The organism is Streptomyces sp. NBC_00377 (genome assembly GCF_036075115.1).
Taxonomy (GTDB): domain Bacteria; phylum Actinomycetota; class Actinomycetes; order Streptomycetales; family Streptomycetaceae; genus Streptomyces.
In genome coordinates this window covers 8,914,096-8,933,445 of the sequence record NZ_CP107958.1, presented here as the reverse complement: position 1 = coordinate 8,933,445, position 19,350 = coordinate 8,914,096, and the positions used below count along the sequence as shown (strand labels likewise).

The following is a 19,350-nucleotide window of genomic DNA, read 5'->3' as shown; positions in this document are numbered from 1 at the left end:
TTGACCGCCATCGACCCCACCGCCCACCTGACCGCGGAGCAGATCGAGGAGCTCGGCCGCGAGCTGGACGCGATCCGCGACGAGGTGATCGCCGGACGCGGCGAGAAGGACGCCGCCTACATCCGCAAGGTCATCTCGGCGCAGCGCAAGCTCGAACTGGTCAGCAGGGGTGTGCTGCTGTTCTCGATCTTCCCGCCCGCGTGGCTGGTCGGCACCGCCGGTCTGTCCGTGGCGAAGATCATGGACAACATGGAGATCGGCCACAACATCCTGCACGGCCAGTGGGACTGGATGCGGGATCCGAAGATTCACTCCACCACCTGGGAGTGGGACCACGTCTCGCCGTCCGAGCAGTGGAAGCACTCGCACAACGAGCTGCACCACACGTACACCAACGTGATCGGCAAGGACAACGACCTCGGCTACGGCATCATGCGCGTCGACGAGGACCAGAGGTGGCACCCGTTCCACCTCGGCCAGCCGCTGTGGAACTTCCTCAACGCCTGCTTCTTCGAGTACGGCATCGCAGCGTACGACCTGGAGCTCGGCAAGAACCTGAACAAGCGCCGCCGCAAGAACCCGGAGTTCCGCGCGCAGGCCAAAGCCGTGGGCCGCAAGATCCGCAAGCAGGTGCTCAAGGACTACGTGATCCACCCGCTGCTGTCGGGCCCCTCGTTCCTCCCCACGCTCGCCGCCACGTTCACCGCAAACCTGGTCCGCAACATCTGGTCCCACTCGGTGATCATGTGCGGGCACTTCCCCGAGGGCGTGCAGGTCTTCGAGCGCCGGTCGATCAAGGGCGAGACGCGCGGCCAGTGGTACCTGCGCCAGATGATGGGCTCGGCGAACATCAGCGGCAGCAAGGCCATGCACTTCATGACCGGCAACCTGTCGCACCAGATCGAGCACCACCTGTTCCCGGACCTGCCGAGCAACCGGTACGCCGAGGTCGCGGTGAAGGTGCGCGCGTTGTTCGAGAAGTACGAGCTGGAATACGTCACCGGGCCGCTGCCCAAGCAGGTGTTCTCCGCCTGGCACAAGGTCTTCCGGCTCTCGCTGCCGAACAAGAAGCCCAAGGTCAAGACGCCGGACCGCGAGCAGGAACTCGTCGCGGCCTGATCCCGGTAGGGGTTCAGAGTTTTCGGCCTTACCGGCCTTACCGGCCTTACCGGCGGCACCGCCGGTTTCGGTGGGATCCGTTGCGGACGGTGGGCGACCGTGACGGCGGACCGTACGACACGGGATCCCGGGGGAACCGGCCCGGTGTCGTCCGTTGTCCCCCTCTGAACGCCTGACGGCACCCGCCTTGATGACGGGCCCGACATGCTCGTTGTCAGGCTGCGGCAAAGAGGGCGTCCAGGCGCTCGCAGAGGACTGGGAGCACTCCATCTCCCGTATCGCAGTCCTCTGCGACGAGCGCCTGTTGGCGCCGATAGGCATGGGCCCGACGAGACCTATCTGAAGCTCGCGCTGCACGCTCTGAAAGAGGTCACACATCACGGCGGCGAGATCGGCCTGCTGCGCGACCTGTACCTGCGCGAAGGCGTCTGATCTCGGCGGTGTACGACCTTGTCCGTCGGCCGGGGTGCGGATGGCCAGATCTGTCGATCCGGTGGCGCTCGTCGGGATCGATGACGAGGACAACGACGGCGGCGGGACTGAGCGTCACCGGCCATGGCGCCGATCTTTACGCGCCATCGCTCTCGTCAGCCGCTTCGCGGCACGCTCAACCAGTGTTGATGGCAAGTGCGCCAGCGTCGATCATGCCCCTCGACGGTCTTGTGGTGCGCCGTCAGAACAACTTGTACCCGGTGAAGTCGGCGACGTGGACGTACCCGATGCGCTGGTAGAGGGCATTGCTGGTGGGGTTGTCCGGGTCCGTGAACAGGACGACGTCCGTAGCGCCCGCGGCCAACGCCGCCCGGCTCGCCTCGACCGTCACGGCGCCCGCGTAGCCGCGGCCCCGCAGGTGGGCCGGGGTGTAGACGGGGTCCACCCGGACCATGCCGCCGACGATGGAGGTCGCGGCCGCCATCGAGGCGGGGGTGCCGTCCGGGGTCTCCCAGAACGTGAAGTGCCTGTCGCCGAAACGTGAGTCGTCCCAGGAGCCGGCGTCGATCAAGTCGATGGAGGGCTGCTCCCCGACATCGACACAGAACTCACGGCACCAGCGCACGACTTGCTCACGGTCCTGCCCGCCCGTGATGCGGCCCCGGCCCGCCGGGCGCGGCTGCGGTGGGGTGAGCGCGCCGAGACGGTAAAGATGCGTCCGCCAGAAAGGTACCGGTGCTGCGCTCGTGTGCTGCTGCCATGACTCTGCGAAAGCGTCGGCAGTGTGGTGGTCAGCGATGACGTTGGAGGGCGGGTGGTCGAGGCCGGCCAGGTGAGCGGCGAGGGCGTCTGTCTGCTCGATGGAGAGGGGGGTGAGGCCCAGGCGGCCGCGCGGAGTGAGGTAGAAGATCGCGTGGACCTCGCCTCCTGACTCCAGTCGGCCGAAGACGGGAGCTTCGGCGTCGTGTTCGCCCGACTCGCGTATACGCAGTTTCTCGATGTCCGTCAGCGGCGTGTTGTGCAGGGCGGGGCGGGAGCGCAGGAAGTCCCCGGCTCGGGCGAGGAAGTCGTCGACGTCCTGGGTAAGGTGCCAGTCATCCGGAATCATGCTTCATGTTCCCGGATGTCCTCGATTCGGGGAGCACATGCTCAGCGCCTTTCGGCCACGTGACGTAACTGGCCCGGTCAGCCGCGGGCCCGGCGTGACCGTACGGCACAACCAGGGCTGCTCCCCACGCGTCAACGCAGCGTCGGCTACGGGTACGCAAACCGCGCCAATGCCCTCACGAGTACACGTGAGCCCGTGATCAACGGCTGGGCGCCGAACGCTCCGCGGCCTGCGAGGCAGGGCGGCAATGGCGTGGGCGTCGTCAGCGCGGTCCGCAGCCGGCCGTTGTCGATGCTGAACTGTTGGATGGACGCGAGCGCGAGTTCCATCGGGGCAGGGCGGGGCGAGTTGACGTCGGCCCCAGCGGCCGGTGTGCGCGCGGACCTTGAGCGGGACGTGGTCGCGGTCTTCCGCCAGAGGTGCAATCGGTCACTGACCCGCACCGCGTCGGGCAGGGCACGGCGGACGGCCTCGGCGTATGCGGCCGCCCCGTCCCGGCAGACGATCTTCATGCCGGGGTGATCGCGCAGAGCTTGGCCCGCACGCTGACGTCGACCCCGGCGTGTCGCCGACCTGCCGGCCGTAGCCGTGATCCTGAGAGGCCGCCCGATCACGGTGAGTGCGAACCGACAAGCTGGTCCTGGCGCGAGAGGCGGCCCTCGAACTGGCAAGGTGCGCCAAGCGTCGCTCGACTCACCACACATGCCGGTAGCGGAACTCCGTGAGCGTGATCCCGTCGTAGATGTCGTCCTGAGCGCCACCGTCAGCGTGATAACCGGCCCGTTCATAGAAGCGCTGGGCTCGTTGGTTGTCACCCAGAACCCACAAAGCTGACGCCTCGAAGCCCTGGCCCTTCATCTGCGCATGAGCCTCACCCAGGAGGATCCGGCCGATGCCCCGGCCAATGAGATCCGGCGAGATGTACAGGGCGTAGACCTCACCGACCCGTTCCAGGCCGGGCATCTCGCTTCGACACGGCCCGAAGCAGATCCACCCCACCGGGCCACGCTCACCGAGCGCCACAAGATCTCGTGTCTTTCGTCCGGGTTGAGAAAACCAGTGCCGCCGTTGACTGGCATCGCCTTCCACCGTCATGGCATCCAAATACGTCTGAGGAACAACGCCGGCGTACGCCGCCTGCCATCCTCGGACTCGGATCGTCGAAACGGCTTCGATGTCGGCCGCACTCATCTCCCGCACGTGCACCACCGCGCCACCGTAATGGCACGGGCGCCTCAGGCCGAACTGCTTTTCCCGCCGCAAGGTGAGTCCTCAGCGCAAGGGGCACACCTGCCCCTTGATCTGCGCCCTCAAGTTGGCGAAGGCTCAGTGGTATCAATGATCGCCCCATCGGGGCGGTCAAGAGTGGGCTGAGCTGCGGAGTGGCTGTGCGCTCCGGCAAACGGGAACTGCCGGTCGTCATCGCAGTGCGGGGCAAGGTCGCCGACCTCCCTACGTGTCGCCGAATTGCCGGGTTCGGCCCCACCGTCACGATTGGTCGGAGTGGCTGAGACGCACCGTCTCTCCGCCGAATGGTAGGAACGTGACTCGGTTGGCCAGGAACCAGGTGTCCTCGACCTTGCGGAACGTGTCCTCGTAGTGGCCCACGTTCGCGGGGAGCCTCGGGGGCACCATGCCATCGATATAGCCGTCGACCCGGTAAGTGGCGAAGTAGGAGGTGGCGGTGGCCACCGACGCAGAATCAACCGTGACCAGGATGTTCGTAGACATGCGCCGTGACAGCCGGTCTGCGGGTCGCGAACCGAAGTAGCTGCGGAGCGCCTCACGCCCCTCCACCCTGCGGTCCCCGTGAGGCCACTCCCACACCCCGTCGAGCGTGAAAAGGTCCGCGACACTGCCAGGATCTCCCAAGTCGAGGCGGCGCACGAACTCGACGATCAGACGCTCGCAAGCTCGCTCGGCCAAGAGACGTTCCATCGGGTCAAGGGCTTCAGTCGACATCGTCAATTGCTACCAGCCCTGCACGGGGCATCGCGAAGGCATTTTGCTGCCGATTCCCTCGGTTCGTGGACGCGACGCCATCTTCGTCATGACACGACAGCCGGAGTCCGCTCTCGACGGGTCGCTCCAGGAGAGCGCAGGCGGAGTTCGCGTACCGGATCGCCGTCTGCTCGTCCAGGCCGGTACCTCGGCGAGGTGGAGGGCGTCAGAGCCATGGGAGAGGGCTTCGTCGAGCCGCCGGTCGACACGGCCGTGCGGCGGAGTCGACGGAGGAAACAGCCCGGTGGCTGCGCTTCCCCGACGGTCATGAGGTGCGCATCCGCAATCTCGCATGTGATGGCCCGCACGCCTGAGCGGAAGCCCTCTACCCTGGCATGACCGCTCCGCATCCGCCGGTGACAGTCGCGACGGAGGTGGGCCGGTACCGTGTCCGGCGACACTGGCGCGCTGGGTGCCGAGCAGCAAGTGGCGTCAGCCGGGCGACGCCTGGCGCGGGACCTCTTGGCGCTGTCCGCCGGAGCGCTGTCAGGCGAGGCGGGCGATCAGGCGTTTCTTGGCCGCTGGCCACTCCTCGGCGAGGATGGAGAAGTAGACGGTGTCCCGCCAGGTACCGTCCGGCCGCCGACGGTGGCGGCGCAATACGCCTTCGCGCTGCGCCCCGATACGCTCGATGGCCGCCTGAGAGCGAAGGTTGAGGTGATCGGTCTTCAACTGCACCCGCCCCATGCCCAGTTCTTCGAACGCATGCGTGAGCAGGAGCAGCTTCGCCTCGGTGTTCACGGCGCTGCGCCAGTACGCGCGCCCGTACCACGTCCAGCCGATCTCCAGACGCTCGTTGGCTGCGTCGATGTCCATGTAGGTGGTCCAGCCGATGGCTTGGTCACCGGCCCGGTCGATGACCGCGAACGGAACGCATTCGCCCCGCTCGGCCTCCTCCATCAGCACGGTGAGCGTCGCACCCATTTCCTCCTCGGTCTGCGGCGCGGGGCCGCCCTGCCACTGCCAGACCAACTCGTCACCGCCTCCAGCCGCGAACAGCTCGCCGAGATGCCTCGTCGCCAGTGGCTCAAGACGTACATGGCGGCCGGTGAGCGTGGTGGGCAATGGGGACCTGGCAGACATGGACCGGAAGGTATCCGCATTTCGCGCCCAAGGGCAAAATGCGGTCGGTCTGAAGTAACAGCCCTTCACCGGGACTCTTACAGAAGGCCCCGGCGCCGGCCGGGGATGAACGCAAGCACGGCGTATGTACCGAGGGAATCGTCGTCAGGCAGGTGCCGGTGTTCGGCAGCGACGAACCGGACCACGTCCCCGTGGTCGAGTGCACGGATCTCCACGCCCGCCGAGTCGAGATCACGCCTCGGGTACGGAGCGCCTGTGCCGAACTGGCCGCCGGTCGGGACGTGCGCGTCCTCTACACGCCGACCGAGCCGCAAGCGGCGTGTGGGGCGACCAAGGCACACATCGTGCTGCCCGGCACGGCCCTTCGACAGACCTGGCGTGGAGGGCGAGACGCCGGTCAGGCAGAGGCGAAAGCCTCCTCGGGGGCTTCGTCGAGGACGAATCCGTTGTCGAGCCGGACGCGGACCGTGACGCGGAGCATCCGTCGCTGGTGTGCGGCCCAATGCTCTTCCAAGGCCCCCACCTGCTCCTCCAGTTGCTTTCTGCTCTCCGGCGGCATCTGATGGCCGAAGTCGTCGAGGAGCGACTTGAGGCGCAGGTACTCCCGGACCTCGTGGCTCTGCTGCCGGTGGTGCTCGTCCACACGCTCGACAGTGCCTTCGATACCTGCTGCCAGGGCCACAGAAGCGGTGAAGGCACCCGTCTCCTGCGGGGGATCCTCGGCCGGGGTCGCCGACCCGGCCAACCGGAGGTCCGCCGCCAGCCGCACCCGTTGGCCCACGCTCAGCATCATCGATCCTTCGTCTTCCTCGTCGGTGCGATCCGGTAGGCGCGGCGCCGCCAGGCGTACCGGAGAGGACAGGATCATCCCACCCTCGCCTCCGGTCCCGACACGATCGTTCCTGCCGTACAGCAGCGGCGCTGAGCGGTGTTCACGCAGGCATCCAGCGTCCAGGGCGTGAACCGCCCGCAGCACACGTATGTGCGGTGAGTCACCGTGCGGATGAGCCGCCAGGTTTCACTCCTGCCGCTCTGTGACGCACGCCACATGCAGTTCCTGTCAGCAATCGGGGCGCTGTTCCGCTCAGGTCACGAAGGCAAGCGAGCAGACAGGAGCAGCACATGAAGCACCACATCGTCGTCCTCGGTGCCGGCTATGCCGGGTCGTACGTGGCCGGGACCCTGGCCCGCCGACTGTCCAGGGCGAACACCGAGATCACCGTGGTCAACGCCGAGCCGGACTTCGTGCAGCGGCTGCGGCTGCACCAGCTCGCGGCCGGTCGGCAGATCGAGGCTCCACAGCTCACCGACGTCTTCGCGGGCACGGGGATACGTCTGCGCCTGGCCCGTGTCACCGCCGTCGACCCCGATCGTCAGGTCGTCGCCGTGGCCGACGCCGACGGCGGCGGCGAGATCGGCTACGACACGCTTCTCTACGCGCTCGGCAGCCGCGTCACCACCCACGGCGTCCCCGGCGTGGCCGAGCACGCCTTCGATGTCGCATGCCGGCCCTCCGCGCTGCGCCTGCGCGAGCGCCTGGACAGCCTGAGCAGGCGGGACGGAGGCGGGAGTGTGCTGGTCGTCGGCGACGGATTGACCGGCATCGAGACCGCCACGGAGATCGCCGAATCCCGGCCCGGCCTGTCGGTGACGCTGGTCGCCCGGGGAGAGCTGGGCGCCCAGCTCTCCGCCGGAGCCCGCAGCCACACGGGCCGGTTTCAAGCCCACACCCGCGAAACGGCGGCTCCTCGGCGGCACGCCCGCCGTCCACTACGCGCTCGTCAACGGTGCCCCCGCCATACTCTTCGTGCTCGACGACCAGGTCGTGGGCGCCGTGACGTTCGACGTCACCGGAGGAAAGATCGCAGCCGTGCGCGGCATCGCCGCCCCCACCCGCCTCGTCCGCCTCGCCGAAGCCTGGCGGCAATACGGACCGGACACGCCGCTCATCGCCCGGTGGTGACCAACGCCGACACGGGATCGAGGGCCGCACGGGCGAGGCGACAGCGTGCTCGTACCGTCCGTCGCGGATCGCGCCTTCGCCTCGCGGATCCGTCGAGCGCCCGTAGCCGTGCCTTCGCGACGGTCATCGGGATGAGGACGTCGACGACGGAACCGGCATCGAGCTGACTGGGTGCGGTGCGGAACCGGGTGCGGCCCCGGGGCGGCGAGAACGCCGGCCCGGGGCCGCGGACGAAAGGGTGTGGTCGTGGAGGGCGGTCGCCTACGCGGCGAAAGGCTCTGCGGGGCTTCAGCCGGACGATCGTCCCCGCAGGCTATAGGTGAGGCCCGGGGACACTGTCCCCTCCACGGCCACATGGTTCACAACACAGTCCGCCCTGTGGGCATTCCCGCCCCTTTTCACCGGCCGGGGCGCGATCCCTGGCGCGGACGGCGCGGCCGCGCGGCGTGCGGCCCGGCCGGCTCGGCGTGCGGCCCGGCCGGCTCGGCGTGCGGCCCGGCCGACTCGGCGGGCGTGTGGTCAGCCCTGGCGTGCCTTGAAGCGGGGGTTCTTCTTGTTGACGACGAAGACCACGCCGCGACGGCGGACCACTTGGGCCCCTGGTCTGGACTTCAGTGCGCGCAGCGACTTACGTACCTTCATGGTCTGCTTCCCTTCTTTCTGGACGACGGCCCGCGGTCAGCTCAGGTCAGGTCAGGCCTGGGCCGTGGCCGCGCGGCCGTACCGGCGCTCGAACCGTTCCACCCGCCCGGCGGTGTCCACGACCCTTGAGGTCCCGGTGTAGAACGGGTGACTCGCCGAGGAGATGTCGACGTCGATCAGCGGGTAGGTGTTGCCGTCCTCCCACTCGATCGTCCGGGCCGAGGTCGCTGTGGAGCGGGTGAGGAAGAGGGCGTTCGCGGCGCGGTCGCGGAAGGCGACCTGCCGGGATTCGGGATGGATGCGGGGCCTCATGGGGTTTCCTTCCTTGGTGCGTGTCCGCCGGGGCGGGAGCCTGGTTCAGCGTTCCTCGCGGAAGGCGATGTGCTTCCCGGCGAGCGGGTCGTACTTGCGCAGCACCAGCCGGTCGGGGTCGTTGCTGCGGTTCTTGCGGGTCACGTAGGTGACGCCGGTCCCGGCCGTCGACTTCAGCGTGACCACGGGACGCGTGTTGTTGCGCGCCATGGGGTCCTCCTTTCACCCGCACCCCCCGTATTGACCGGGGCATGTCATATTCATGCTGTGCAACAACCTCTCCGGTCACCGCATTCCCGGCCAGGCCCGCGGTTGAGCCGCAGCACAACAGACGCCACCAAGGCAGCCCTGTCGTCACTTCGCGCAGGAGGCCGGCTCTACGGGGGGCGGCCGGCCGCCCCCCGTAGAGCCGGCCTCCTCTCGCCGATCCGCGCCGATCCGCGCCGATCCGCGCCAACGGCGTCGTCGACCCAGCGGACAAGCCGAAGCGAAAAGGCGCGCAAAAAAACGTGCATACATCTCTCGACCGGGGGCAGCAGGCGAATACGAGCTCGACACGATGCCCTCCCCCCGGCCGTTCGAGCGCGCGCCGGCCCCACGCCCCCTCCCCCAGGGGCAGTGGGGCCGGCCTGTCTCCCCCTCACAGAGCGAGCCCTTGATACCGGGATACCGCCGAATGACGCAGGTGAACGCTCGCACGGGACACGCTCGGAAAGAACTCGGGCGCCGCTGTCGATCCAGGCACGTCCCGTTCGACATCCTGATGTAGGACACATCGCCCTACGGGAGTCGACGGAACCTGATGAGGAAAGACATGGATCAGCTGCTGCGGGTGCAGAACTTCACCATCTCGAGCGACGGCATCGCTGCCGGCGAGGGGCAGAGCCTGGAACGGCCCTTCGGCCACGACATCGATCCGGGAAAACTCTTCTTCTGGGCCGGTGCCACGGCGAGCTGGCCCAACCGCACGGACCCCGGGGGAAGCCAGGGCCTCGACGACTACTTCACCCGGGACTTCAGCCGCAACATCGGCGCCGAGATCATGGGCCGCAACAAGTTCGGTCCCCAGCGCGGCCCGTGGCAGGACCACCAGTGGCGCGGCTGGTGGGGTGACGAGCCGCCCTTCCACACCCCGGTGTTCGTCATGACCCACCACGAGCGTCCGTCGTTCACGCTGTCCGACACCACGTTCCATTTCGTGGACGGCGAGCCCGCCGCCGTTCTCGCGCAGGCGCGGGAGGCCGCTCAGGGCAAGGACGTCCGGCTCGGTGGCGGTGTGAGCACGATCCGGCAGTTCCTCGACGCCGACCTCGTCGACACCCTGCATGTGGTGGTCGCGCCGGTGGAGCTCGGGTCCGGGCTGCGCCTCTGGGACTCACCCGACCAGCTGCTGGACCGGTTCCACATGGAGGTCGTGCCCAGTCCGAGCGGCGTGACGCACCATCTGTTCTGGCGTAAGTGACGAGCGAGACGATTCGGGAACCTGCGCACGGCCCACGCGAGGGCTCCAGGAGGGGGAAAGGCAAGGTCCGCACGGGCACAGCGTGGACAGCCGAGTCCGGGCAGCGGCTCGCGGCGGCCCGAGCCGCTCTCGGTGTGGGCACGGACAGGCACGACGAGGTACGTCCCCGACCGCGAGCTCGACCTCCCCGGAGGTAGCGTTGCGGGCATGACGCCAGCGCTGCTGCCCCCGTTTCCGCCGTATCCGATCCGGGGGGTGTGCGTGCTGCACCGGAAGCAGAACTGCGCGCCGCATTTCGCAGAGATAGAGGTGGATTTCGAGCCCGCCGGCGAGGGCTTCGCCTTCGAGGCAGCCCAAGAGCTGACGGTGGACTACGAACGCGCCGAGGATCTACCGCGCTTCTTCACGGCCGCAGCCAGGGGGATCGAGGAGCAGCTGAACTTGCCCGAGCACAACGTGGTGATCGCCACCCGGGTGGTGCTGCGGCGTGCCCGTGCCGATACGTTCGGCTCTCACGAACTGGCGTTCAAGATCGCCGGCCACCTCGCCGCTCGCAAGGCTCTGGAGCGTGCGAAGTGCCCGCGAGGTTGAGCGCTGCGGGGCCGCAGCGCTCGTTGTCGTGCCGACGACTTGACGGGCCTCAGGGTCGTCGTGATCGATGGTCGACTGCACGAGTCGTCGCAGGAGAGTCCAGCCCCTGAAGGTCCGCCGCTTCTCCTGTCCGTCGGGCGTGAGCGGCTGCGCCGGGCGGCCCTCCAGCTCCCGCTGCCTGGCGGTCAGGGCCCTCGCCAGCGCCTTCCCCCGGTACGGGTTCGACATATCGAGGGCTTTCGCCACTTCCACGGCCTCGTCCAGCAGGGCCGACCGTCACTCAGGCACCTCCCGCACCAGGGGCGACGCGCTCACCTCCACAAGGACGTACGCCAATTTCGACCCGTACACCTGCGGCTCGACCTGTCGGATCGCCGACTGGTCAGCAGTCACATCGACGGAGGCGCTGCTCCTCCTGGACGTGAGCGGAGCCCTCCTCCCGGGCAGTTGTCCGCCGGTAGCTCCTTCCACGCCGTGCGGCATTGGTATGGACCTGACAACGTCGGATAGCTAGTGTCGAAAGAGACCCGCATGAGAGCGCTCTCACACCGCGGTTGTTCCACCCCCGCCTCGTTGGAACGACGAAGGGCAACTCCCGTGAGACACAGCAGACTCAAGCTCGCAGGACTGGCCGTCCTGCTCCTGACCAGCAGCTGGACGACCGGCTCGGCCCTGCCGGCGGCGGCGAGCGACTCCCCCGCCTCGGCCGCGTCCAGGCCGTTCAGCGCGGGCCTGCTCACCGCGATGCAGCGCGACCTCGGCCTGACCGCGAGCGAGGCGCGGGAGCGTCTCGCCGCGGAACGCACCGCCGCCGACCTGGAGCCCAAGGCGCGTGACGCGGCCGGGAACGCCTACGGCGGCTCATGGTTCGACGCCGGGGCGAACCAGCTGACGGTCGCCGTCACCGCGGCCGCCTCCGCATCGACCGTCCGGGCGGTACGGGCCACGGGCGCCGCCGTGCGCACGGTCGAGTACAGCGCCCGCACCCTCGATACAGCCAAGTCCCGCATCGACCGGCAGACCGCGCCGGACGGCGTGAGCAACTGGTACGTCGACCCCGCGGCCAACTCGCTCGTGGTCGGGGTGGTCGAGGACAAGACCTCCGACAACGATGTCCAGCGCTTCCTTGACCAGGCCCGCAAGGCCGGCCCGATCACCGTGAAGACGGTGGCCTCGGCACCCCGCACCTTCGCCGCGGGCACGGTCGGCGGCGACCCGTACTACACCGGCAACGTCCGCTGTTCCATAGGCTTCTCGGTGTACGGCGGGTTCGTCACCGCCGGGCACTGCGGCGGAGCCGGCCAGAGCGTCTACGGATGGGACCGCTCCTACGTCGGCAACTTCCAGGGCTCGTCGTTCCCGGGCGACGACTACGCCTGGGTGAACGTGGGCAGCGGCTGGTGGACCGTGCCCGTCGTGCTGGGCTGGGGAACGGTCCCGGACCAGCTGGTCCGCGGGTCGAACGAGGCCCTCGTCGGCAGCTCCGTCTGCCGGTCGGGCTCCACGACCCACTGGCACTGCGGCAACGTGCTGGCCAGGAACGAGACGGTCAACTACAGCCAGGGTGCGGTGTACCAGCTGACCAAGACCAGCGTGTGTGCCGAGGGCGGCGACTCGGGCGGTTCGTTCATCACCGGTGACCAGGCCCAGGGCGTCACCTCCGGCGGCTGGGGGAACTGCTCCAGCGGCGGGCAGACCTGGTTCCAGCCGGTCAACGAGATCCTCAACCGGTACGGGCTGAGGCTGCACACCGCCTGACGGCAGCCGGGGTCCGGTCCCTGAACCGGGGGTTGGAGTCGCTGACCGCCATTCGCCTTGTGGCGAACGTGACCGGCCCCTGATGAAGTCGCTCGGCGGGACACCTGGAGGTGTCCCCCGGGCGACGGCGGTGCAGATCGCGCGGCGGCGGCCGGCGCGTCCTTCCGGCGGGCGCCGTACCGTCCCGAACGGGATGGCGGCGAGGCGGCCGACGCGAAGGGCGCCGCCGAAGCGTCCTCCTCCGCCGCCGCTCGTCAACGGAACCGCCCCGCCCGCACGGCCGGCGGCCCCCCGCGCCCTCCGCCGTCAGACCCCACAAGCACGGGCCCGACGGCGGCACTTCACGAGCGCCGCCGGCTCTCCTGCCGACGGCTGCGCTGGGCGGGTGTCGCGGCGCCGCTCCCCCGCCCGTCTTCCGTCTCCACCGCGTTGTCGGCCGTAGGAAGCAGGCACTCGATGAGGTAGTCGCCGGTGTCCGGGTCGACGGTGACGCCGTGGGTCTCGCTGCGGAATCCGGGGAACCGGCGGTCGAAGGACTCGAGGGCCCCGAGGTAGCGCAGCAGCGGGCCGTCCGGGCCGCCGACGCTCTCGCCGGGCATGAGGACGGGAATGCCCGGCGGGGTGACCGTGACCATGGCGGCGGCCACCTGACCGGGAGCGTCGGCCAGCCGCACACGGTGTGTGCCACCGCGGACCAGCCGCTGGTAGCACAACTGGGGTGGAGCGACCGGCTCGGGCAATTCCCGGAACGCGGTGTCCAGCAGGTCGACGAGGCGGACCGACCGCAAGTGGTCGTGCATGTCCTGGCACAGCTCACGCAGCGTCAGACCGGCGTAGCGCCGGGAGTGCTCGGCGACGAGCGCGGGCAGCACGCGGTCGAGGCGGGCGTCCTGGTCGTAGAGGGCCTTGAAGTCCATCAGCGCGTCGAGGAGCGTCCCCCACTTGCCCTTGGTGATGCCCATGGAGAACAGCACGAGCGTGGTGTAGGTGTCGGTCTTCTCCACGACGATGTTCCGCGTCGCCAGGTACTCCGTGAGCACCCGCGCCGGGATGCCCCAGGCGTGCGTCCGTCCCGTCGCGTCGATGCCGGGGCAGGTCAGGGTGACCTTGATCGGGTCGAGCATGCAGTAGCCGTCGGTCAGGCCGGGGAATCCGTGCCAGTCGGCGCCGGGCGCCAGGTGCCAGCAGGACGGCTCGGTGCGCAGCAGGTCGGCCGGTGCCTCCTCGAACGGCAGCCGGGCGCCGGTGGCCGGATCGGTGACCGTCTCGGGCTGCCACACCCCGAAGAACCACGACGGCCGGTCGTCGGCCTCCTCGACACGGTGCCGGATGCGCACCATCTCCTGTCGGAACCGGACCGCTTCGGTCACCGCCTCGTCGAGCAGCCAGCGGCCCTGCGGCCCATCCATCATGGCCGTCGCGACGTCCAGGGAGGCGATCATCGGGTAGAACGGGGAGGTGGTGCCATGCATCATCAACGCCTCGTTGAACCGGTCGTGTTCGACGGGCGCCCGTGGAGCGGGTGTCACGTGGACCATGGCGCTCTGCGAGAGTGCGGCCAGCAGCTTGTGGGTGGACTGTGTCGCGAAGACCGTCGGGCGGTCCGGGCCGGGGAAGGCGTCCTCGTCCACCGACATGCCGTAGCGGCCCGCGTAGAGCGGGTGGAACCGGGCGTAGGCGAACCACGCCTCGTCGAAGTGCACCCGGGGAGTACTCACGGCGAGTGCCCGCGCCGCCGCCACCGCGTCGTAACACAGGCCGTCGTAGGTGGAGTTGGTGAAGACGGCATACTGGGCGTCGGGCGACGACGCATGCTCGGCCAGGGGGTTCGCCGCGATCCGGGCGGCCACCGAGTCGGGCGCGAGTTCCACAGGGGGCAGCGGCCCCGCCAGCCCGTAGCCGTTTCGAGTCGGGATGAGATAGACCGGGCGTGCGCCGGACACGACCAGCCCGTGCAGCACCGACTTGTGGCAGTTGCGGTCCACCAGCGCGATCTCGTCCCGGGTGACGCTGAAGTGACCGACCACACGGTTGCAGGTGGAGTCCCCGTGCAGAACGAAGTACGTGAGGGCTGCCCCGAAGACCCGGGCCGCGTTGCGCTCCGCCTCGCCGATCGGACCGGTGTGCTCGAACAGCGACCCGAGTTCACCGACGGAGATCGACAGGTCGCTGCGCAGCAACCGCTCCCCGAAGTAGTCGTGGAAGGCCCGCCCCGCGGGCGACTTCAGCAGGGCGACGCCGCCGGAGTGAGCCGGGGTGTGCCAGGAGTACTCGTGTGCGTCGTCGAAGCGGCGCAGCGCGCGGAAGAAGGGCGGCAGGACAGCTTCCCGGTAGGTGCGGGCGGCGGTGGTGATCCGGCCCGCGATGAACCCCGGTGTGTCCTCCAGCGGCCACACGTACCCCACGACCGACTCCGACACCCACAGCGGCAGGTCCTGTACGGCGTCTTCAGTCATGACCAGGAAGACGGGCAGGTCCCGGAAGCGTCGGCCGATGGAGCGCAGCACCTTTGCGCCACCGGGTTCACTCTCCGTGGCCCCTGGGTCCGGCAGCTCCCAGGCGACCAGTGCTGCGGTCAGTCCTGCCTCCGTCCGCAGCACCGCCTGCGCGTCGGCGGCGTCGACCGCCCACCGGACATCGAACCCCCGCGCCTCGATCGCCTCCCGGATGCGCACCAACTGTCCGGCGCCTACGCCCTCGTCGCGTGGGTGCTCCCGTACGGCGACCAGAAGCTTGTTGTCGGTCATGAGTCCCCTCCATGAGTCCCCTCGCGGCGGCGGCGCGCCGCCCCGCCCAGTCTCCGAGGGGATCGGGGCGCGCTCGTGGCCGCACGGCCTCAAACCACCCACGGGGCGGAACGGCACCAGCCGCGGCTGACGCGTGGGGTCCCGGCCCCGAGGCGGAGCGAGAACCGGGACGTGAGGCCGCCGTGTGACCGGCAGACTCCCGGTGTCGGCGAACGGCGTGCTCAGCGCAGCGTTCGCGCGACGCCCCGCGCCGGTGCTCTGTGCGAGCCTGTGGCCGGGCCTGTGTGCGGGCACCCTCGGCAGCACGCGGCAACCTGCCCGCAGACACTGGCCGTCGCCGACCAGCAGGCCGTCGCACCAGCGCGGCCACCAGGGGCCGGCTTCGCTCCCCGAGACGTGGCCGGGCGCGCCGGGGGCGGCGGGACGTCTCCCGGAAAACGTGCCGGTGAACTGCTCACCCGCCGTGAGCGGGGCGCGTTCGGTGTCCTGCGTTGTCGGGCCGCCCGCTAGTGCCGCGACAGGCAACGTTCGCCCCGTCGCGACGCCCGGCACGCACTCTCGCCGCACCGGCCGAAAGCCCAGGTACGTCCAGTACGAGGACTTCCGGCCGGCACGCCGAGAGCACGCACCGGACGCCGCTCCTTGACGGGCAAACGTTGCCCGCCGCGGCACTAGCTGGGCGCGCCGACCAAGGGAAGCCCGGGTGTTCAGCGCACGGGAGTCAGTTCCGGCGCCTGCTGAGGCTGCTCCTCCGCATGCGCCCCAGGGTCGCCGAACCATGCGACCGCGACCGCGCCGGACACCGCCAGGACGAAGCCGAGCACCGCCATCCAGGCGAGACCGGCCCGTGAGGCGTCGCCGAGCCACAGCACGCCGATCGCGCCGGGCAACACGGTCTCACCGACGACCAGGGCAGCCGTGGCCCCGTTGACGGAACCGATCTGCAAGGCGACGGTGTGCAGGTACATCCCACCGACTCCGGCCGTCACGATCGCGTACAGGGCGGGGTCCGCGAGCAGGGCTGCCGGATCGAAGGGGTCCACGCCGTTCAGGAGGCGGACGCCCACGCCGAGCGCGCCGAATCCGAGTCCGGACAGCAGGCCGGCAAGGATCGCGGCGCGCGCACCGAGCAGGCGTACGGCGAGCGTGCCGCCCACCATCAGAGCCAGCGAGATCGCCAGGAGCCACCCGTGCGTGGAGATCGGGACGCCGTGTCCGCTGCCCTCCTCACCCGCCGCTGCGGCGAGCAGAACGAGGGCCACGCAGACCACGCCGACGGACGTCCACTCGGCGCGGGTCAGCCGGATACGGAGGAGCCGGACGCTCAGCACGGCGGTGATGATCAGGTTGGCGCTGATCACGGTTTGTGAAAGGAACAGGGGCAGTAGCCGGGCAGCGAGCGCACCCAGCGCGAACCCCACGAAGTCCAGGACGGTACCGACGGCGAATTCCCAGGTCATCGCGGCCTTCGCGGTCGAGGAGAGGCTGGGCCCGCCGTACTGGGTGCGCCCAGTGGTGGCCGCATCGCTGCGCGCGGACCGGCGGGACCCGACGGCTTGCAGCACCGAGCCCGTGCCGTAGCAGACGGATGCCGCGACGGCGGTCAGCAAGCCGATCAACACTGTTCACTCCGTTCCTGACGGGCACCCACGCAGCCCCATCTCGGTTGACCAGACGGATGATGGGCTGGGAGCGTTGCCTCACCGTCGGCTTCACCACCCACCGGCGTTCTCGGCGGGACCTGGGGCACCGCCGTGGCGAAGGTCCTTGCCGTTGCCGCCTCCGTGCCCTATCTGCCAGTGGGATCGTGCAACCGCACCGCGGTTACAGCCTGCGGAGCGGAGGCCTCGCCGCGCCCACGGATCCCTCTGCGGAACTCGATCGGGGACTGGCCCGTACGGTCCAGGAAGTACTTGCTGAACTGGGAGGGATTGACGAAGCCGAGGTGGTCCGAGATCTGGGCGGCGGTCCGGTCGCCGTGTGCCAGCAGACGCTTCGCCTCCAGCACCACCCGGCGGTCGACGAACTCCTTGGCGCTGAGCCCGGCGCCCGCCAGCGTCGCCCGGGAGAGGGTGCGCCCCGAATAGCCGAGCGCCCGGGCGTAGTCCTCCACCCGCCTGGTGCGGGTGAAGTCCCGTTCGACGGCGTCCCTGAACCGCAGATACGTCTCGTCAGGTTCCGGTGCCGGGCTGCCGCTCGGGACGGTGAGATGGGCGAGCCGCAGCAGGAGGACGGCCAGGAGATGACGCAGGGCCGCCGTGTGAACCTCCAGCGGGAGGTGGCCGAGCGCCTCGAACTCGTGGCTCAGGTGCTCGGCGGCCATGGTCAGGGCTCGGCCCTCGTCGGCCACGGGGGTGGTGATGACGGGTGCGTGCGGGTCGTCGACACGGGCGGCCGTCGCGGTGGCCGCATCGAGGACGTCCTGCTGGAAGAGGATCAGCATGCCCTCGGCCTTGCCGAGGTCACCCCACTGCTGGACCTGCCCCGGGCGCACCCACAACCAGGACCCGGGCCGCAGCATGTGTGCGTCGAAGTCGACGGTGTGCCGGAGGGCGCCCGTCGTGAGGGTGAGCAGGTGGTGGAAGTCGGGGCGCCGCGGCTGGGCCAGGGTGCGCTCGCAGACGCGGCGGCGCAGCTCGGCCAGGGACATGACCTCGATGCCTGCGGGGGTGCCCGCGGGCGCGGCGAAGGGGATCTCGAGGATCTCCTTCGAGGAAGCCTGTCGGGTTTTGGCCATCATCAGTCGCAAGTTTATCGGCCTGGAGCCTGTAACCCTCCCTACGTTGGCCGTACTGCCGAAGCGGCGGTTCTCCCTGGATGCGGAAAACGGAAAGGACGGCCACGGGTGAGGGTGCTGGAGGAACGGGTGGGGACTGAGCCAGGTGCCACCGAGCAGGAAGGGGCGTACGCATCGTGAGCGCCCCGAGCACGGCCCGCGTCACCCCGACGCAGGCGTGCGACACGGTCCTCACGTGGCTGGAGGAGGCCGACCGGGTCCTGGTCGCGGCCGGCGCGGGCCTGAGCACGGCAGCCAGCTACGACTACGGCGACACCGAACGTTTCAGGGAACTGCTGCCCGCGCTGTACCGGCTCGGTCTGCGCTCGCGCTACCTGCTCGGCGTGCCGCTGCCGAAGGACATGATGTGGGGATACTGGGCCGTCCACATCGACGACATCCGCTACAGCCCCGGTCCCAACCCCCTGTACCAGCGATTGAGGGCGCTGGTGGGCGAGCGCGATCACTGGGTGGTGACGTCCAACGTCGACGCCCTCTTCGTCCGCAGCGGTTTCGCCGCGGACCGGGTCTTCACCCCGCAGGGCGACTACGGCCGCCTCCAGTGCACCGTTCCGTGCACCCGTGAGACGTGGCCCAGCAAACCGTTCCTCGACACGATCCTCGCGGCCTACGACCGTGACACCGGCCGGGTGACCAATCCCCGGGCCCTGCCGCACTGCCCCCGCTGCGGCGCCGAGGTCTTCCCCAACGTCCGGGTCGGTCCGGAGTTCGTCGACGACGCGTACCTGCCCGCCGGACGGCGGCTGGCCCAGTGGCTCGAGGACGCGCCGACGGACAGCACCTTGCTCGTCCTGGAACTCGGCGCCGGATTCAACACCCCGGGGGTGATCCGCCTGCCGATGGAGGACGTGGCACGCCGGACGCCTCGGGTCCGCTTCGTCCGGATCAACCCCGACCACCCCGACGTGCCCGCGGACCTGGGCGAGCGCGCCCTGTCCGTTCCCCTCGGGGCGGACCGGCTCCTTGACCGGCTCGTTCCCTGACGGTATCGCTTCGGCCCGCCTACCGGGCCGTCAGCCGCTCCGGGGAGAGCGGCGGTGGCACCGCGCTCCGGCGGCAGTCCACCGACTCATTCGCCGCGTCGCCGCGTGGCCGGCGCCCTCGGGCGAGCAGTGACGGCCCCTTCGGTATCGGCATCCCGCTCACTGGCCGCGCCGTCCGCGGCGTCACCGAAGGCGACGGCGACCTGCTCACCTTCGTCCACTTCCCGATCGCCCTCGAGCGGGCCGGACGCCGTGCCCGGCACCTCAGTCCGAAAAGGATGTCAATTTTTGAACACTCAAAGTCAGTAAATACACCGGATCACCTGGTGTCACGTACTTAGTTTGAACACAT

General features: G+C 69.5%; 16 protein-coding genes and 3 pseudogenes. 7 read left to right on the top strand and 12 right to left on the bottom strand.

The genetic code is table 11. The features are described 5' to 3' along the window. On the top strand, positions 1-1,119 hold the full coding sequence (locus OHS71_RS39705) for a fatty acid desaturase family protein (protein WP_328484155.1): 1,119 nt from the start codon (positions 1-3) through the stop codon (positions 1,117-1,119). A gap of 673 nt (positions 1,120-1,792) precedes the next feature. Here OHS71_RS39705 and OHS71_RS39700 read toward each other — a convergent pair. From OHS71_RS39700 to OHS71_RS39675, 6 genes and pseudogenes are all read right to left on the bottom strand, one after another. Continuing rightward, positions 1,793-2,659, bottom strand: coding sequence for a GNAT family N-acetyltransferase (locus OHS71_RS39700; RefSeq protein WP_328484154.1), 867 nt, complete (start codon positions 2,657-2,659; stop codon positions 1,793-1,795). A 336-nt stretch (positions 2,660-2,995) separates the two neighbouring features. Next, positions 2,996-3,189 (bottom strand): annotated as a pseudogene (locus OHS71_RS39695) (transposase); the annotation flags it as partial. 163 nt (positions 3,190-3,352) lie between these two features. After that, positions 3,353-3,868, bottom strand: a complete 516-nt coding sequence (locus OHS71_RS39690; protein WP_328484153.1) for a GNAT family N-acetyltransferase — start codon at positions 3,866-3,868, stop codon at positions 3,353-3,355. A 279-nt stretch (positions 3,869-4,147) separates the two neighbouring features. After that, the gene (locus OHS71_RS39685) at positions 4,148-4,621 is read right to left on the bottom strand and encodes a nuclear transport factor 2 family protein (RefSeq protein ID WP_328484152.1); all 474 of its coding nucleotides are present in this window, start codon (positions 4,619-4,621) and stop codon (positions 4,148-4,150) included. A gap of 525 nt (positions 4,622-5,146) precedes the next feature. Further along, positions 5,147-5,743: a GNAT family N-acetyltransferase gene (locus OHS71_RS39680; RefSeq protein ID WP_328484151.1), complete on the bottom strand. Its 597-nt coding sequence runs from the start codon at positions 5,741-5,743 to the stop codon at positions 5,147-5,149. A gap of 397 nt (positions 5,744-6,140) precedes the next feature. Then, positions 6,141-6,611: a hypothetical protein gene (locus OHS71_RS39675; protein ID WP_328484150.1), complete on the bottom strand. Its 471-nt coding sequence runs from the start codon at positions 6,609-6,611 to the stop codon at positions 6,141-6,143. Positions 6,612-6,865: 254 nt separating this feature from the next. Between OHS71_RS39675 and OHS71_RS39670 the strand changes: the two are divergent. Both OHS71_RS39670 and OHS71_RS41455 read left to right on the top strand, forming a co-directional pair. Beyond that, positions 6,866-7,450 (top strand): annotated as a pseudogene (locus tag OHS71_RS39670) (NAD(P)/FAD-dependent oxidoreductase); the annotation flags it as partial. Then, positions 7,443-7,706, top strand: a pseudogene (locus OHS71_RS41455) (RNA polymerase subunit sigma-70); the annotation flags it as partial. The pseudogenes OHS71_RS39670 and OHS71_RS41455, both read left to right, overlap by 8 nt. Before the next feature lie 519 nt (positions 7,707-8,225). On the opposite strand, the gene ykgO reads toward OHS71_RS41455, so the two are convergent. From ykgO to rpmG, 3 genes are read right to left on the bottom strand one after another with little or no spacing between them, the layout of a single operon-like run. Then, a complete protein-coding gene (gene ykgO, locus OHS71_RS39665; protein WP_310437034.1) occupies positions 8,226-8,348 on the bottom strand; it encodes a type B 50S ribosomal protein L36 in 123 nt (40 codons plus the stop codon). A gap of 51 nt (positions 8,349-8,399) precedes the next feature. After that, positions 8,400-8,660, bottom strand: coding sequence for a type B 50S ribosomal protein L31 (locus OHS71_RS39660; RefSeq protein ID WP_328484149.1), 261 nt, complete (start codon positions 8,658-8,660; stop codon positions 8,400-8,402). A 45-nt stretch (positions 8,661-8,705) separates the two neighbouring features. Beyond that, positions 8,706-8,870, bottom strand: a complete 165-nt coding sequence (gene rpmG / locus OHS71_RS39655) for a 50S ribosomal protein L33 (RefSeq protein ID WP_328484148.1) — start codon at positions 8,868-8,870, stop codon at positions 8,706-8,708. Positions 8,871-9,474: 604 nt separating this feature from the next. Here rpmG and OHS71_RS39650 point away from each other — a divergent pair. The 3 genes from OHS71_RS39650 to OHS71_RS39640 all read left to right on the top strand — a co-directional run bounded on the left by OHS71_RS39650 (position 9,475) and on the right by OHS71_RS39640 (position 12,471). Continuing rightward, the gene (locus tag OHS71_RS39650; protein WP_328484147.1) at positions 9,475-10,122 is read left to right on the top strand and encodes a dihydrofolate reductase family protein; all 648 of its coding nucleotides are present in this window, start codon (positions 9,475-9,477) and stop codon (positions 10,120-10,122) included. A 207-nt stretch (positions 10,123-10,329) separates the two neighbouring features. Next, positions 10,330-10,713 carry a hypothetical protein gene (locus tag OHS71_RS39645; RefSeq protein WP_328484146.1) on the top strand — a complete coding sequence of 128 codons (384 nt, stop codon included), beginning with the start codon at positions 10,330-10,332 and terminating at the stop codon, positions 10,711-10,713. A 597-nt stretch (positions 10,714-11,310) separates the two neighbouring features. Next, a complete protein-coding gene (locus OHS71_RS39640; RefSeq protein ID WP_328484145.1) occupies positions 11,311-12,471 on the top strand; it encodes a S1 family peptidase in 1,161 nt (386 codons plus the stop codon). Positions 12,472-12,812: 341 nt separating this feature from the next. Here the strand turns inward: OHS71_RS39640 and OHS71_RS39635 are convergent, their stop codons facing one another. The 3 genes from OHS71_RS39635 to OHS71_RS39625 form a co-directional block, all read right to left on the bottom strand. Then, entirely contained in the window at positions 12,813-15,218 is a 2,406-nt protein-coding gene (locus OHS71_RS39635; RefSeq protein ID WP_328484144.1) for an Orn/Lys/Arg decarboxylase N-terminal domain-containing protein, read from the bottom strand. 707 nt (positions 15,219-15,925) lie between these two features. Continuing rightward, the gene (locus OHS71_RS39630) at positions 15,926-16,840 is read right to left on the bottom strand and encodes a hypothetical protein (protein WP_328484143.1); all 915 of its coding nucleotides are present in this window, start codon (positions 16,838-16,840) and stop codon (positions 15,926-15,928) included. Between the two features lie 167 nt (positions 16,841-17,007). Continuing rightward, positions 17,008-17,958 (bottom strand): helix-turn-helix domain-containing protein, encoded by a 951-nt coding sequence (locus OHS71_RS39625; RefSeq protein WP_328484142.1) that lies wholly within the window; start codon positions 17,956-17,958, stop codon positions 17,008-17,010. 173 nt (positions 17,959-18,131) lie between these two features. On the opposite strand from OHS71_RS39625, the gene OHS71_RS39620 reads away from it, so the two are divergent. Beyond that, positions 18,132-18,998, top strand: a complete 867-nt coding sequence (locus tag OHS71_RS39620) for an NAD-dependent protein deacetylase of SIR2 family (RefSeq protein WP_328484141.1) — start codon at positions 18,132-18,134, stop codon at positions 18,996-18,998. Positions 18,999-19,350: the final 352 nt, after the last annotated feature.